17 protein-coding genes are annotated in these 14,858 nt (G+C 44.0%); 12 read left to right on the forward strand and 5 right to left on the reverse strand.

Annotated elements, in window-relative coordinates; genetic code table 11:
• Positions 1-28 precede the first annotated feature (28 nt).
• The 5 genes from QSV55_RS01960 (at position 29) to QSV55_RS01980 (ending at position 4,029) form a co-directional block, all read left to right on the forward strand.
• The gene (locus QSV55_RS01960; protein ID WP_289650479.1) at positions 29-457 is read left to right on the forward strand and encodes a GNAT family N-acetyltransferase; all 429 of its coding nucleotides are present in this window, start codon (positions 29-31) and stop codon (positions 455-457) included.
• A gap of 69 nt (positions 458-526) precedes the next feature.
• Positions 527-907: a MerR family transcriptional regulator gene (locus QSV55_RS01965; protein WP_289650480.1), complete on the forward strand. Its 381-nt coding sequence runs from the start codon at positions 527-529 to the stop codon at positions 905-907.
• A gap of 12 nt (positions 908-919) precedes the next feature.
• On the forward strand, positions 920-2,227 hold the full coding sequence (locus QSV55_RS01970) for a hemolysin family protein (protein WP_289650481.1): 1,308 nt from the start codon (positions 920-922) through the stop codon (positions 2,225-2,227).
• 229 nt (positions 2,228-2,456) lie between these two features.
• Positions 2,457-3,296, forward strand: a complete 840-nt coding sequence (locus QSV55_RS01975) for a DegV family protein (RefSeq protein ID WP_289650482.1) — start codon at positions 2,457-2,459, stop codon at positions 3,294-3,296.
• Positions 3,297-3,363: 67 nt separating this feature from the next.
• Positions 3,364-4,029, forward strand: coding sequence for an NAD(P)H-dependent oxidoreductase (locus tag QSV55_RS01980; protein ID WP_289650483.1), 666 nt, complete (start codon positions 3,364-3,366; stop codon positions 4,027-4,029).
• A gap of 21 nt (positions 4,030-4,050) precedes the next feature.
• On the opposite strand, the gene QSV55_RS01985 is transcribed toward QSV55_RS01980, so the two are convergent.
• The 3 genes from QSV55_RS01985 to QSV55_RS01995 form a co-directional block, all read right to left on the reverse strand.
• Positions 4,051-4,608, reverse strand: coding sequence for a GNAT family N-acetyltransferase (locus QSV55_RS01985; protein WP_289650484.1), 558 nt, complete (start codon positions 4,606-4,608; stop codon positions 4,051-4,053).
• A gap of 67 nt (positions 4,609-4,675) precedes the next feature.
• A complete protein-coding gene (locus QSV55_RS01990; protein ID WP_289650485.1) occupies positions 4,676-5,233 on the reverse strand; it encodes an NADPH-dependent FMN reductase in 558 nt (185 codons plus the stop codon).
• A gap of 16 nt (positions 5,234-5,249) precedes the next feature.
• Positions 5,250-5,684, reverse strand: a complete 435-nt coding sequence (locus tag QSV55_RS01995) for a MarR family winged helix-turn-helix transcriptional regulator (RefSeq protein ID WP_133452391.1) — start codon at positions 5,682-5,684, stop codon at positions 5,250-5,252.
• A 138-nt stretch (positions 5,685-5,822) separates the two neighbouring features.
• Here QSV55_RS01995 and QSV55_RS02000 point away from each other — a divergent pair, with 138 nt between their 5' ends.
• From QSV55_RS02000 to QSV55_RS02010, 3 genes are all read left to right on the forward strand, one after another.
• Entirely contained in the window at positions 5,823-7,136 is a 1,314-nt protein-coding gene (locus tag QSV55_RS02000; protein WP_289650486.1) for a sodium-dependent transporter, read from the forward strand.
• Between the two features lie 61 nt (positions 7,137-7,197).
• Positions 7,198-7,479 carry a GNAT family N-acetyltransferase gene (locus tag QSV55_RS02005; RefSeq protein WP_289650487.1) on the forward strand — a complete coding sequence of 94 codons (282 nt, stop codon included), beginning with the start codon at positions 7,198-7,200 and terminating at the stop codon, positions 7,477-7,479.
• A gap of 89 nt (positions 7,480-7,568) precedes the next feature.
• On the forward strand, positions 7,569-9,164 hold the full coding sequence (locus QSV55_RS02010) for a MutS-related protein (RefSeq protein WP_289650488.1): 1,596 nt from the start codon (positions 7,569-7,571) through the stop codon (positions 9,162-9,164).
• Between the two features lie 45 nt (positions 9,165-9,209).
• Here the strand turns inward: QSV55_RS02010 and QSV55_RS02015 are convergent, their stop codons facing one another.
• Positions 9,210-9,527: a four-helix bundle copper-binding protein gene (locus QSV55_RS02015; protein ID WP_289650489.1), complete on the reverse strand. Its 318-nt coding sequence runs from the start codon at positions 9,525-9,527 to the stop codon at positions 9,210-9,212.
• 180 nt (positions 9,528-9,707) lie between these two features.
• Between QSV55_RS02015 and QSV55_RS02020 the strand changes: the two genes are divergently transcribed.
• Positions 9,708-10,118, forward strand: a complete 411-nt coding sequence (locus QSV55_RS02020; protein WP_289650490.1) for a hypothetical protein — start codon at positions 9,708-9,710, stop codon at positions 10,116-10,118.
• A 142-nt stretch (positions 10,119-10,260) separates the two neighbouring features.
• Here the strand turns inward: QSV55_RS02020 and QSV55_RS02025 are convergent, their stop codons facing one another.
• On the reverse strand, positions 10,261-10,704 hold the full coding sequence (locus tag QSV55_RS02025) for a MarR family winged helix-turn-helix transcriptional regulator (protein WP_289650491.1): 444 nt from the start codon (positions 10,702-10,704) through the stop codon (positions 10,261-10,263).
• 104 nt (positions 10,705-10,808) lie between these two features.
• Between QSV55_RS02025 and QSV55_RS02030 the strand changes: the two genes are divergently transcribed.
• From QSV55_RS02030 to QSV55_RS02040, 3 genes are all read left to right on the forward strand, one after another.
• A complete protein-coding gene (locus QSV55_RS02030) occupies positions 10,809-11,237 on the forward strand; it encodes an organic hydroperoxide resistance protein (RefSeq protein ID WP_289650492.1) in 429 nt (142 codons plus the stop codon).
• A 200-nt stretch (positions 11,238-11,437) separates the two neighbouring features.
• On the forward strand, positions 11,438-14,029 hold the full coding sequence (gene ppdK / locus QSV55_RS02035) for a pyruvate, phosphate dikinase (RefSeq protein ID WP_289650493.1): 2,592 nt from the start codon (positions 11,438-11,440) through the stop codon (positions 14,027-14,029).
• 11 nt (positions 14,030-14,040) lie between these two features.
• Positions 14,041-14,844 (forward strand): pyruvate, water dikinase regulatory protein, encoded by an 804-nt coding sequence (locus QSV55_RS02040; RefSeq protein ID WP_243721495.1) that lies wholly within the window; start codon positions 14,041-14,043, stop codon positions 14,842-14,844.
• The last annotated feature ends 14 nt before the right edge of the window (positions 14,845-14,858 follow it).

The raw sequence follows: 14,858 nt of genomic DNA on the forward strand, positions 1-14,858 counted from the left end.
CACCATAAACAGTAAGGAGAGTGAGCGCATGGAACTCAAAGTGAAGAAACTGCAGGAACTTTCTTCAGAAGAGATATTGACGATTATTGAAGCGAGAATCAACACCTTTATTGTAGAACAGGACGGACATTACGGTGATGTGGATCAGCACGACCGCACGTGCCTGCATGTTTCATTGGAAGAAGATGGCCAGCTTAAAGCGTATTCTCGTATCATTGAAGAACCTGACTGCATCAGATTTGGCCGAGTGCTCGTCCTGAAGGAGTTTCGCAAGCAGAAGTTAGGCCGAAAGCTCGTCGGTCTGACCATTGAAGAGATTCAGAAACGCTATCCGGGCAAGACGATCAAGATTATTGCGCAAGCTTATCTGAAGGAATTCTATGAATCCTTCGGTTTTACTGCGACATCCGATGTCTATAATCATCATGAAATCCCGCATATCGATATGGAACTTTAACAGCCTTTCAGCAGAAGGGTTGTTTTTTTGTGTCTATCAGTCAGCATGTTATAATAAAACTATCACGTGATGGTTTGGAGGGATATTGATGGGAAGGACTTACTAAAAATCGGTGAACTGGCGAAGCTGGCAGGTGTTACTAACCGGACAATTGATTATTACACCAATATGAAGCTGCTGGACTTCGAACGGACAACATCTAATTACCGGCTGTATGATGTAGCGATGGTTGACCGTGTTCATCAGATCGAAAATCTGAAAGAACAAGGTAAGCATCTCACTGAAATCCGCCAGATTCTCACACCTGAACGGCGCGATATACAGTCGCAGATTAAACAGCTTGAACAGGATATCAAGCGCATCGCACAGTCTGATAATCTCGAACAGATTAAACAGCTGGCAACAAAAGACTTGGCAGTAGTTAAAGCACTGCTTCTACTTCTACATTAACGGAGGATATTTTTGGAAACCACAATCAATTTAATCATTTTTACGCTACTCATCATCTTGACCGCATTTTTCGTCGCTACAGAGTTCGCTATCGTCAAAGTGAGGCACTCAAGATTAAGTCAGCTTGTAGCTGAAGGGAAACCGGGTTCACAGGCCGCACAGAAAGTGGTCAGCCAGCTCGATGAATACTTAAGTGCCTGTCAGCTCGGCATTACCATCACGGCCCTTGGTATCGGGATGGTCGGAGAGAAGACGTTTGAGTTCATGCTGCATCCGCTTTTTACAGCCTTAGGAATCCCGCACGGCTGGATTCATGGCTTCACACTGGCGGGCGCTTTCATCATCGCGACCTTCCTGCATGTCGTCGTAGGCGAACTTGCGCCGAAGACCATTGCGATCCAGAAAGCAGAAGCGGTGACGCTGATGTTCAGTAAACCCATTATGTTCTTCTACAGACTGCTCTATCCATTCATCTGGATACTGAACGGTTCTGCCAGACTGCTGATCCGACTGCTGGGTATTAAACCGGTCAGTGAGCATGAAATGACACACAGTGAAGAAGAACTGCGTCTCCTGTTATCTGACAGCTATCAGTCAGGTGAGATAGATATAGAGGAACTGAACGTCATCAATAATGTCTTTGAATTTGATGACAAAGTGGCAAGAGAAATCATGACGCCGCGTAATGAAATCATCGGTTTTGACGTGACGGCTTCAATGGCAGAAGTCCTGAAGTGTATGACGGAAGAACGCTATACAAGATATCCGGTCTACGAAGGCGATAAAGACCAGATCATCGGCTTTATCCATATGAAGGATTTCATCAAGTTCACCATGATGGATAAAGAAAGCGTCTTGAACATGAAGATGACGGACTATATCAATCCTGTTATCCGGGATATCGAATCCGTTTCACTGAACAGTCTCCTGCAGAAAATGCGTCAGAAACGTGTCCATCTGGCGATACTGATGGATGAGTACGGCGGTACAAGCGGTATTGTGACCATTGAGGATATCATCGAAGAACTGGTCGGTGAAATACGGGATGAACACGATGAGGAAGAACCTGAACGGATCATTAAAATCGCTGACAACCATTATAAAGTCCATTCAAGCGCAGCCATCAATGATATTGAGAAATTACTGGACATCACCATCGAACGGAATTCGATAGACACGATGGGCGGCTGGATGGGCCTCTTGACAGAAGAGTCGGACGAGATCTTTCATGAAGGCTATATGTTCCATGTCTTGGAAAGAGACGACCATCACATCAACTGGATAGAGATCTACGAGACACCTCAAGTGGCAGAAGGATAATAAAATCAGAATGGCACGATTCAGGGACGGATGGTCATCGATATGCATAAGCAATGTCATCATTAATAGCAGAAACCTCATCAGTAGATGAGGTTTTTATTTTTATTTGATAGTAAAATTATGTCAGTCATTTTATTTTGTCCTTATATTTGTCATCTTATTGATTCATCATATATTATTGAATAAAAGTAAAATATGCTATGATGATATAAAATAAGGAGGTTTAACATTGGAAAAAATCGCTTTTATAACTGATTCGGCATCCGGATTCGGTATCCATGAACATCCTGATGTCTATGTTGTACCCATGGGTGTTGTGTTGAATAATCAGGAGTATGTCGATTATATAGATATACAGACTGATGAATTCTATGACAAGCTGCAGACTTATGGTGACGGCGCAAAGACGTTCCAGCCGTCCAGACAGAAATTCCACGAGACGTATCAGAAGATTGTGGATAGTGGCTACACGCACGTGATCGCCATTCATGCGACGCAGGAGATGACAGGCACTTACGAGAGTTCTGAGATGGCAAGTCGTGAGTTCGATATAGAATCGACTGTCATCAACTCCAAGATCGGTGATTATCCTGAACGTCGTATGATTGAAGAAGGGGTAAAGGCCGCTGAAGCAGGGATTCCTTATGAGGAGATTGTTCAGAGAATCAAGGACTTTACGAAGGACCCGGTACTGATGATTTATCCTAAGAACTTGAACCAGCTGAAGAATAGCGGACGTGTCAGTAAATCACAAGGCATTATCGCCGGCATCCTGAACATTCAGCTGATTCTTGATTTCGAAGACGGCAAGCTCTATCCGATAGAGAAAATCCGCTCGAAGAAGAAGGCGCTCAGCTTTATTCATGGTAAACTGGAGAGCAGAATTGAACAGGACAATCCTTCAAAAATCGGTGTCTCTTATGCCGGGGAGCACAGTGAAGCAGATCAACTGATTGCTTGGTTAAAAGAGCGTTATCCTGAGAAGACTATTGAAAAATATCCTCTTGTCCATGTAGCAGGTGTACATACCGGCTTTGGGACCATTGCTATCGGCTGGATCAAGGCCTAAACATCTCTTAAATGAGGTGTTTTTTCTTTTAGAGGGAATGGGTATGTAACAGTAAGGAGGTTTTAGTGTGGATAAAGAACAAGTGAAGCAACAGGTGTTAGAAGCTTTCAGATTTCGTCGTGCCATCAAGTCCTATGACCCGGCTAAAAAGGTGGAGCAGGCTGATCTGGACTATATACTAGAGGCGGGTCGTCTCAGTCCGAGTTCAGTTGGTCTTGAGCCGTGGCGGTTTATCGTTTTGGACAATGAAGCAGTCAAGCAGCAATTACATGACATCAGCTGGGGCGCGAAAAAGCAGCTTGAGACGGCCAGTCATTTCATCCTCATTGCCGCGCGTGAACATGCACGCTATGATGGTGATGCGTTTCATGAACTGACTGAGCGGATGGGTCTCAATCCTGAGCAGAGAGAAAAAGTACTGACGATTTATAAAGGTTTCCAGGAGCGTGATATGGAGATCGCTGACTCGGAGAAAGCGTTGTTTGACTGGTCCAGTAAGCAGACGTATATTGCGCTCGGCAATATGATGACAGCAGCTGCACTCATCGGCATCGACTCTTGTCCGATAGAAGGATTCCAGTACCGTAACGTCAACCGGATTCTGCATGATGCAGGTGTGCTCCGTCCCGATGAAGGCATCTCTGTTATGATGTCTCTCGGTTACCGGGATCATGAGCCGAAGCGACCTCAGAGCCGTAAGAATACAGAGGAAGTCATTTCATATTTTAAATAAGAGCCGGCAGTCTGCCGGCTCTTATTTGTTTATAACGTATATTGACTTGTCGACCCAGCCAGTTTCTTCCTGGATAAACTTCTCCCGGATGCATTCGAAACTAAGTCCCGCATTCTCAGCGGTTCTGATCGAACGGCTGTTATCAGGCGTAATATGCGCTTCGATACGATGGTAGTTCAGGTGCTGCAATGCATATTGAACAGCAGCTGCGACAGCCTCGCTTCCATATCCTCTGCCCCAGTAGCTGTTATTCAGTACATAACCGACCATACCCCAGTTGAACTGGTCCCGTAGCAGGGTGGTGAACTCAACTTTGCCGATAGGTAAATGACTTTCCTTCAGGAAGATAGCGAATATATATGACTCATCCTCTGCAGCCAGCTGAATCAATGACTGAATGACTTGTTTAAAGGTAGCCCTCGTATAGCTTGAGACGTCGATATCATCTGCATCGAATGCATTCTGTTTCGGCTTGCGCTGCGCGAAACCTTCTTTGAACGCCTCCAGATCGTTTGACTTCAGGGGGCGGATATAAAGTCTGTCTGTTTCGATATAAGTATCCAGATAAGTGATTTTCACGGGCCGTGCTCCTCGAATATTTGCGCTCATTATAACAAAAAAAAGACCGGAAGACCCGGTCTGATGATTATCCGATGAAAGCGATGAATTCTTTGACGAATGCTTCAACTTTCTCTTGTTGTTCAGGTTCTAACTCTAATTGACCTGTTCCCCACGCTGCTCCTGGAATTTTGATGCCAAGACCTTCGTGGTCCATCGGTTTCATACGAGTGTAAGCGACTAAAGTGTTTAAATTCTGACGTACGAATTTACCGTAAGTAGAGTTCGCCACACTTGCCACCGCAACAGGTTTACTGTTGATGACAGTGATTTCTTCATTGTTACCTTGTTCTGTCGGACGAGATAACCAGTCGATTAAGTTTTTAAGACGTGCAGTATATGAACCGTTGTACTCAGGAGAGACAATCAGCAGGGCATCTGCTGCTTTTACCTGTGCGCGGATATCTGTGATAACCTGTTGGTTCGGATATTCATTGTTCTGACTCAGTAATGGTAGTGCAGAGTAGTCAAGAATTTCAGCAGCTGCACCGTTTTTTTCGAGTTCTCCTACTAATTGTGCTGCTAATTGACCATTGAATGAACCTTCGCGGTCTGAACCATTGATAACTAATACTTTTTTAGACATGATAAATCTCCTTTAATCAGTTTTTGTTTTTGAATTTTTTGAGGATAGTGATCAACTGACTGCGTTCTTCTGCAGACAGTACATCAAAAGCCTCGTCGATTTCTGAGCGATGGGCAGGGAGCACCTGTTCAAACTTCTTGCGACCTTCAGCTGTCAGGCCGATGACTGACTTTCGTTTATCATCAGGAGAAACGTTCCGGCAGACAAGGCCGTCACGTTCCATATTCTTCAGGATAACCGTCATATTGCCGGCAGTCCCAAGAACCTTCTCCATCAGATTGCAGATGGGCATTTCACCTTTGCAGTACAGGACATCAAGGACACCGAACTGTGAAAGGGTAAGACCTGCTTCTCTGATACTCTTTCCGACATTCTTTTCGAGTGTGCGGTTAGCAAGTTGAAAGACAATCATCGCATGGACAGCTGAATGACGTTCAACTGTAGTATCCATTATTCACCTCATAACTACTAACTAGTAGTAACATCCATTATATTAATACTAGTTAGTAACATTGTCAAGAAGGTTGTTTAAAAAAATAAACCATGTTACAATGACACTTCACAGCGTTAAAGTGAAGGAGTGTATTAATTGGATAAAAAGCAAAATTGGAATTCATCATTAGGATTTATCCTTGCAAGTGCTGGATCTGCCATCGGTCTCGGTGCGATATGGAAGTTCCCCTACATTGCCGGGCAGTACGGCGGCGGCGCATTTCTACTGGAATTTGTCTTATTTACTTTAATCATCGGTCTCCCGCTGCTGATGACAGAATTCAGTATCGGTCAGACAGGCGGCACCTATTCAACAGCTATTTTTGGCAAACTGACGCCCAATAAAATCATGAATGGTATCGGCTACCTAGGGAATATTACGGCCTTTATTCTCTATTCTTTTTATAGTGTCATCGGTGGCTGGATCATTATTTTCATCGGCTACTATCTTCTGGGAAGTGTCGGACTTATCAAAGAAGATATCGGCTTCTTCCCTTATATGACGACCAGTCCATGGCTCTCGCTGCTCGGTCAGTTTCTCTTCATTGCAGTGACCGGTCATATCGTGTCATCCGGGATAGAGAACGGAATAGAAAAAGCGTCTAAAGTGATGATGCCACTTTTACTCTTGCTGTTCATGATCATTGTCGTGCGGTCATTGACGCTGGATGGTGCAATGGCAGGCGTCAAATATTTCCTCGTACCCCGATTCGAGGATTTATCCGTCGAAGGCACATTATATGCCATGGGCCAGTCCTTCTTTGCATTATCCCTCGGTACGACGGGCATGATTACCTATGCTTCTTATACGAAACAGGAGACCAATATCTTCAGCTCAGCGGGCTGGATTGTCATGATGAACTTACTTGTCTCGGTTCTGGCAGGACTCGCTATCTTTCCGGCAGCGAGTGCACTGGGTATTAAGGCAGAAGCAGGACCTGGTCTTCTCTTCATCGTCCTGCCGCAGCTGTTCAGTAAACTGACGTTCGGAACAGGCTTCTACATACTCTTTCTCATTCTGTTCCTCTTTGCGGCGCTTACGTCATCTATATCACTGCTGGAGCTTAATCTGTCTAATGTCATCAAGGGTCGTGAAGATAAGCGGAGAAGCGCTGCGCTGTGGCTCAGCCTCGCCGTCTTTATTGCCGGGATTCCAGCTGCATTATCGTTCGGTGTACTGAACAAAGTGAAATTCGGCGCGGGTACGATCTTTGATAATATGGACTTTATGGTGACCAACATCATGATGCCGCTTGGTGTCTTATTGACGACGCTGTTTGCGGGTTATGTAATGAAGCCGGAACAGCTGCAGCGTGTAATGCCGAAGGGCTTCCATTTCTGGTATGCGCTGATCCGCTATGTGCTGCCGGTTGTCATTATAATCGTATTTATCTCGCAGCTGATGGGTTAGATGTTCAGGCGCGCGGAAAAAGGGGTATAGTGAATCATCACTGTCAAAAGGAGAGATATAAATGAATCGTGTAAAACATGGCGATAAAATGTTCTACTTAGGAGATTCTCCAGATAAGCCTGATGCAATGATGACCTATGTACCTAACGGCGATGACAAAATCGTCATCGACCATACAGAAGTTAATGAAGCATTAAGAGGACAAGGCATCGGTCAGCAATTAGTAGCCGCTGCAGTTGAATATGCGCGTGAAACCCATAAGAAGATTGTACCTGTCTGTCCATATGCAAAGAAAATCCTGGAAGAAAACAAAGAGTATCAGGATGTACTGGCAGCGGAATAATCGGTTAGGCTCCTTCAGAAATGAAGGAGTCTTTTTTACAATATGAGCCATTTATGAGAAGATAAGAGAAAATGGCAAGGGGATAAATGATGCTGCTTAATTATGTATGGATTACACTGGGATTTCTTATTCTCGGTATCGGGCTTATGATCTATGACAAGAGAAAACAGAATAAACGTATTAAAGGATTGTGGAATCAGAGGACTGCGCTCAAGATTCAGAAAGGGGATTATATCCGTTATGACGGCTATTATCTGAACTACCGTAAGGAAGATGAGGGCATTGATGATATTACATGGAATGATTTGAATATGATGGCGGTCTTCAGGCAGCTGAACTATAACTTCACGACAGTAGGCGAGGAATATTTGTATGCTGCCTTAAGGAATGTCGGCACACTGCCGAAAGTAGACCGTGACTTAATGGAGCGTTTTCGAACAGACCATGGGTTCAGAGAGGATGTCTCTATAGCACTCGCTGACCTGGGAAAGAACGCTAACAGCAATCCTTCGCAGTTTATTGATAAAACATTTAATAAAGAGTACTATAATAAGTTCTATATATTTCTCAGTATACTGCCGCTTATAAGTCTCCTATTGTTTAATATATCTGTAACAGTGGGTTTGGTCGCCCTTTTTATGAGTATAGGATTCAATATGATGCAATCTTTTACCTTTACTTCTAGAAATGAGACTAATTATAGTGAACTGTTTTATGCGGTTCAGCTGATACGCAGTGCAGAACAACTGTCGAAGGTCAGCCCTTATTATTCAATTAAGCAGGGCCGACTGCGTAGTGTAGGACTACTGAGTTATCTCATGTTGAATGATAAGCAGAATGATCAGAACTTCTTCTTGCAGATTCTGAACGCACTGAAGTCGGTCTTTAATGCTGACTATCATCTCTATTATTATGCTGTCAGTATTCTGCATCGTAACCATGAGACTTATGAGGCATGCTTCCACACTATCGGTCTGCATGATCTGAGTTATGCGACTGCCCTATGGCGTGAGACATTAACCTACTATACAGAGCCTGAAGCGGGGGAGACATTGGTCGTGCAGGGCGGCTATCATCTGCTTCTCAAGGATTTTGTAGCCAATGATATAAAGGTGGATAGTGATATTATTCTGACTGGCTCGAATGCTTCAGGCAAATCAACATTCATGAAGATGCTGGCGCTTAATATCGTCCTGTCAAAAGGACTGGAAACCGCTGCTGCTGAACAATTTATATTGCCTCAAGGAGATTTGTACACCTCCATGAACCTGGAGGACAGTATTATGGCAGGAGACAGTTACTTCATCAGTGAGATAAAGTCATTGAAGCGTATTCTGCAGCAGGTCGATCGTCCCGTCTATATTTTCATTGATGAGATTCTGAGAGGCACCAACACAAAAGAACGTGTGGCGTCAGCAGAAGCGATACTGAGGTATCTGAACGATAGGGACGAAGTGACGCTGATCACCGCCACTCATGATATAGAGCTGACAGCGATGCTTGAGGATGAATTTGATTTCTACTATTTCTCTGAGACGTTGACCGAGAATAATGATGTAGAATTTGATTATAAATTGAAACGTGGTGTAACGAAGACGTCAAATGCGATTGAACTGATGCGGATATACGACTATCCAGAAAGCATCTATCAAGGGGCAAGAGAGACGGTAAGACAGACAACCTGACATAAAAGAAGGACCGAAGCCGGAGGCGTCGGTCCTTCTTTTATGTCAGGCAACTTGGCGGCATGCTTCTGCGCACTTTGCACAGGCATCTGCACATTTCTGACAGTGGTCATGGTCATGCTGCTTACACTCAGCGGCACATGCATCACAGATTTTCGCACATGCTTCTGCGAGCTCCTGAACCACTGGAGAATTGCGAGATAATGCCCCTTCTAAGTAACCGCAGATTTCGGAGCATTCACGGTCGAGACGGATGCAGTTGGCCATCATTTTAACATCATCCTCGTTTAGACACGCATCGAAACAATGATTACAAGCTGCCATACAGTCATGTAACGCCTTAATTAATTGCTCATTTGCCATGCTAAAAGCCCCCTTTAAAAGTGTCGATATACAAATAACCGAATTCATTTCTGGTAAACATCCTTCAGCCCAGGGACTATCAGACAGTTTGATAAATATCATTATGCTCAAGCCCTCTTTTTTGAGATGACTTTTATATTTGGGGTTTATTGGTATTATGGTTATATATGAGGTGATTAAGTGATTAATCAGAAAGAATGGAAAAATATTTTATTTGTTATTATTTATTTTGTCATCGGTGAATGGATAGGGTATCAAGTGGCTATATGGGTTTTATGTGCCGTGCTGACTTTAGCAGTGCTCATGGGTCTATACAAAATTATCAAAAGACTGAAAAGTAAATTAAGAGATTTTCCTGTAGAAGGTCAGTTTCTATTCAGCAGAGAAAAAGATATTTATCTATTGTATGGTCATCAAGTCTTACTGTTGATGGGAATATATATCTTGATAATAGGAATCTTGATGTTTCAGCGGCCGCTAAACTGGATGATTGCAGACAGCGGAGTGATTCTGTTGATTATATCTTATATAATTGAATGGAACACTAAGGACCGAGGAGATATCTTTAGTGAGATGGATGAAGAAGAATGAATACAGGCTTCTCACGCAAAATGGAATCTGGTTTGGCGCGTGAGTCAGCTGTCGCGCAGAATGACCGACTGATTCTGCGCGACAAGCTGATTTCATCACTTGTCAACTTTATAAAAGGGACCGTGCATATGCATGGTCCCTTCTATTTCTTGATGATTTCTTTCAGCTGCTGTTCAAGTTGCTGCGTCATCCTATGGGTTTCCTGTAGGAAATTCAGGTCAATATTTTGATCAGAGACGCAATGCTGGATTTTAGTGGAAATAATGGATTCATGCTGACGTCCTTTTTCCGTCAGACATACGTACAGCTGGCGTTTATCGCTTTCTGAGGCGCGTCGCTCAATCCAGCCTGCATGCTCCATTCGCTTGAGGAGAGGGGTCAGGGTATTGCTTGCAAGATTGAGCTGGCTGCCGATTTCGTGTAAAGGCTGTTCATCTTTTTCCCATAGAATCATTAATACAAGATACTGGGGATAGGTCAGTTCGAATTCTGACAGTGCCTGATGATAGAACTTAATAAAAAGGCGGCTTGCATTATAAACAGAAAAGCAGAGTTGGTCAGCAAGTTGATTTGAATGTGGTTTCATTTAGACTCCTTTCAGTCGTGCGCGATTGACTTAAAGATATTTAAGCAGTATAATCATTAATATAACTTAAATGATTTAATTAATATAGAGAAGGAGAGATAAGCATGGTCAAACCGTTATATGAAACAACTGTTATCAGTAAGGACGGCAGAGATGGTAAGGTCTTCAGTGAAGATAATACATTCTATTTAGATATCGCGACACCGAAAGAGATGGGCGGCCAGGCAACGACTGAGTCTAATCCAGAACAGTTATTTGCGGCGGGCTACAGTGCTTGTTTTAATAATGCGCTGATTTTTATTCTGAAGAATGCGAAAGTAGAAGATGCAGAACCAGAAGTGAGAGTCACAGCATCATTGTTACCTGATAAAGCGGATGGAGGGGTCAAGTTAGCAGCTGCGCTTGAAGTGACCCTGCACAATATGTCGCAGGAAGAAGCAGAAGATTATGTAGATAAAGCGCATCATTACTGTCCTTATTCCAAAGCGCTGAAAAACTCTATCGATATTGAAATAGATGTCAATGCAATTTAATTTGACGAGACTGGAATAAGTTCCAGTCTCTTTTTTTATGATCCGTCTGATAATCTGTCAGCGATTAAGACAATCTATAATAGCCCATTCTTCGGAATGGGCTATTTTACATTTTGTGATATTTATCGTTGTTATTTATTTTTAAATATGACATACTATTATTCAAATAGTATAACACATTAAATGATGAGGTGAATGGAATGAGCAAGTTTATTTATGCGTTTGAAGAAGGTCAGCAGTCAATGAAAGACTTATTAGGAGGAAAGGGTGCTAACTTATCAGAAATGATGCGACTGGGTCTGCCGGTTCCTAACGGCTTCACCATCACGACTGAAGCATGTATCCAGTACCTTCAGAATGGTGGCTTATCTGATGAAGTGAAAGCTGAACTTGAAGAACAGCTGCAAGCGCTGTATAAAAAGACAGGTAAAGAATTCTCTGCTGATTCTCTTCTCTTAGTCTCTGTTCGAAGCGGCGCTAAAATCTCTATGCCAGGGATGATGGATACCATTCTCAACTTAGGACTGAATGACGAAAACGTCGAAAAACTTGCGAATAATACGAATGATGCGCGTTTTGCCTACGACTGCTACCGTCGTCTCTTACAGATGTTCGGTCAGGTTGTTTATGAAATTCCGATGCATGCATTTGAGTCTTATTTCAACGACTTCAAGAAGCAGAAAGGTTATGTGTCAGATGCAGATATTCCTGCTGAAGATTTACAACAGATCTGTGAGCGTTTCAAAGAGGTGTATATGGAAGAGGTCTACAAACCTTTCCCGCAGGAGCCGCTTGAACAGTTGAACGAAGCGATTGAAGCGGTCTTCAAGTCATGGAATAATGACCGTGCCCGCATCTATCGTGAACTCAATGAGATTCCGCATGATATCGGGACTGCGGTTAATGTTCAGGAAATGGTCTTCGGTAACAGCGGCGAGAAATCAGGGACAGGTGTTGCCTTCACACGTAATCCGTCGACGGGTGAGAACAAGCTATACGGTGAGTACTTACTGAACGCACAAGGTGAGGATGTTGTAGCAGGTATCCGTACACCGAAAGAAATAGAGACATTGAATACACAGATGCCCGCTGTTTATCAGGCATTCGTGGATGTCACGCATAAGCTGGAAGAACATTATCATGATATGCAGGATATCGAATTCACGATTGAAGACGAGAAACTCTTCATCCTCCAGACGCGTAATGGTAAACGTACGGCTAAAGCGGCTATGAAGATTGCGGTTGATATGGTTGAAGAGGGTGTACTCTCTAAAGAGGAAGCTATTTCAAAAGTAGAATCTAAATCAATCGACCAGCTTCTGCATCCGGCATTTGATGCAAAAGCACTGGAAGAAGCAGAAGTGATCTCTCATATCGGACTGCCGGCAAGCCCGGGTGCAGCGACAGGTCAAGTGGTCTTCTCAGCAGCGGAGGCAAAAGCGCAGGCTGAAGCAGGCGAGAAAGTCATCTTAGTGCGTCCGGAAACCTCGCCTGAAGATATCGAAGGAATGATCGCCAGTGAAGCCATCGTGACGACGCACGGCGGTATGACATCTCACGCGGCTGTAGTGGCACGTGGTATGGGTAAATGCTGTGTCACAGGCTGTTCAGACCTTGATATCGATACGAAGAATAAAACAGTGAAGTTTCCGGGTGGAGAACTGGCTGAAGGCGATATCATCTCAGTGGATGGTTCGACAGGTCATATCTACCACGGCGAAGTGCAGACGACGAATGCTGAACACAGTGCAGAATTCGAACAGTTCATGACTTGGACGGATGAAGTTGCGCGTCTTAAAGTCCGTATGAATGCTGAGACAGAACAGGATATCGCTGCTGGTTACGAATTCGGGGCAGTCGGTATCGGTCTTGTCCGTACGGAGCATATGTTCTTTGGTGAGGAACGCCTCATTCAGATGCGCCGCTTCATCATCGCGTCTAATCACGAAGAGCGCGTGGCAGCGCTTGATGAACTGAAGAAGTATCAGGCAGAAGACTTCGAGAAAATCTTCCGTCTGTCAGGTGAAAGACCGACGATTGTTCGCCTGTTAGATCCACCCTTACACGAGTTTGTACCTAGAGAACGTGAAGAAGTAGAAGCGGTAGCTGGTCAGCTCGGATTATCTGTTGAGAAATTGGAACGTCGTATTTTAGAGCTGCAGGAAGTGAACCCGATGCTCGGCCACCGGGGCTGTCGCCTGGCCATCACTTATCCGGAGCTGTACGAAATGCAAGTAGAGGCAATGATGACAAGTGTCCAGAAATTAAAAGACGAAGGTATCAACTGCCAGCCTGAAATCATGATTCCGCTTGTCTCAACAATGAAAGAATTCACCAACTTGAAAGCCGTCATCGAGCGTAAAATCAGTGAACTGAACATTACAGTGGATTACAAGATCGGTACGATGATTGAAACGCCTCGTGCCTGCCTCATTGCAGGTGACTTAGCGCAGGAATGTGACTTCTTCAGTTTCGGTACCAATGACTTAACACAGCTGACTTATGGTTTCTCACGTGATGACGCAGGTAAATTCATCAATGACTACATGAATGATGATATTCTCGCAATCGATCCGTTCCAGACTTTAGACGTTGACGGAATTGGACGCTTGATCAAGATTGCTGTTGAACAGGCGAAGTCAGTTAAACCTGAAATCAAGATTGGTGTCTGCGGAGAACTGGGTGGAGATCCTAAATCCATCAACTACTTCAATACGCTGGCAATTGACTATGTTTCTTGTTCACCTTACCGTGTGCCAGGTGCTCGTCTTGCTGCTGCTCAGAGCAAATAGGAGGGAATCGTTTGGACGATTTAAAAATATATGTCATCTCTGATTCGATCGGGGAGACTGCGCAGCGGATGATTCAAGCCACGTTGACGCAGTTCCCTTCCATTGAGACGATCGAAATCAAGAAGTTCTCTTTCATCCATGATAAAGACAGCTTCATCAATATTCTCAATCTGGCTAAAAAGAACCGCGCCATCATTGTGACGACGATTGTCGATGAAGAGTTCAATGCGTTCGCCAGTGAATTCTGTGAACGTGAAGGTGTCTCTTATATCGATTATATGACGAGCCTGATACATGTCATCCAGGAGCATACTGGGCTTGAGCCACTCATGGAACGCGGCGCTTTCCGTAAGCTGGATGACAAGTATTTCAAACGTATCGAGGCGATGGAATACTCAGTCAAATATGATGATGGCAAGAACTTCACCAATCTGCAGGAAGCGGATGCTGTCATTGTCGGTGTATCCCGTACATCTAAGACGCCGCTCAGCATGTATCTGGCGAATAAAGGCTACAAGATTGCTAATATACCGCTTGTGCCTGAATCACCCATCCCAGAGGAAGTATACCGTCAGAAAGGTCTGCGTGTCTTCGGTCTGACAGCAAGTCCGGATTATATCGCGAATATCCGTACGGAACGTGTGAAAGTGCTCGGGCTGCGTCAGGAGTCGAACTACAACAATTTAAAACGAATCAAAGAGGAACTGAGTTATGCTGAGGAAGTCTTCCAGCGGCTCAATGCAACTGTTATTAATACAGAGTACAAATCAATTGAAGAATCAGCATTTTATATTGAGAAATACCTCGGAAAATAGTGAAACACACTTGA

Source organism: Macrococcus bovicus, from assembly GCF_030376725.1.
GTDB lineage: Bacteria > Bacillota > Bacilli > Staphylococcales > Staphylococcaceae > Macrococcus > Macrococcus bovicus.

Bases quoted from the DNA above. Each gene is read 5' to 3' on its own strand.
- QSV55_RS01960 (WP_289650479.1), top strand. From the start codon at position 29: ATGGAACTCAAAGTGAAGAAACTGCAGGAACTTTCTTCAGAAGAGATA.
- QSV55_RS01995 (WP_133452391.1), bottom strand. From the start codon at position 5,684: ATGGATACTACAGTTGAACGTCATTCAGCTGTCCATGCGATGATTGTC.
- QSV55_RS02015 (WP_289650489.1), bottom strand. From the start codon at position 9,527: ATGGCAAATGAGCAATTAATTAAGGCGTTACATGACTGTATGGCAGCT.
- ppdK (WP_289650493.1), top strand. From the start codon at position 11,438: ATGAGCAAGTTTATTTATGCGTTTGAAGAAGGTCAGCAGTCAATGAAA.
- QSV55_RS02025 (WP_289650491.1), bottom strand. From the start codon at position 10,704: ATGAAACCACATTCAAATCAACTTGCTGACCAACTCTGCTTTTCTGTT.
- QSV55_RS02010 (WP_289650488.1), top strand. From the start codon at position 7,569: ATGCTGCTTAATTATGTATGGATTACACTGGGATTTCTTATTCTCGGT.
- QSV55_RS01965 (WP_289650480.1), top strand. From the start codon at position 527: ATGGTTTGGAGGGATATTGATGGGAAGGACTTACTAAAAATCGGTGAA.
- QSV55_RS02030 (WP_289650492.1), top strand. From the start codon at position 10,809: ATGGTCAAACCGTTATATGAAACAACTGTTATCAGTAAGGACGGCAGA.
- QSV55_RS02005 (WP_289650487.1), top strand. From the start codon at position 7,198: ATGAATCGTGTAAAACATGGCGATAAAATGTTCTACTTAGGAGATTCT.
- QSV55_RS01990 (WP_289650485.1), bottom strand. From the start codon at position 5,233: ATGTCTAAAAAAGTATTAGTTATCAATGGTTCAGACCGCGAAGGTTCA.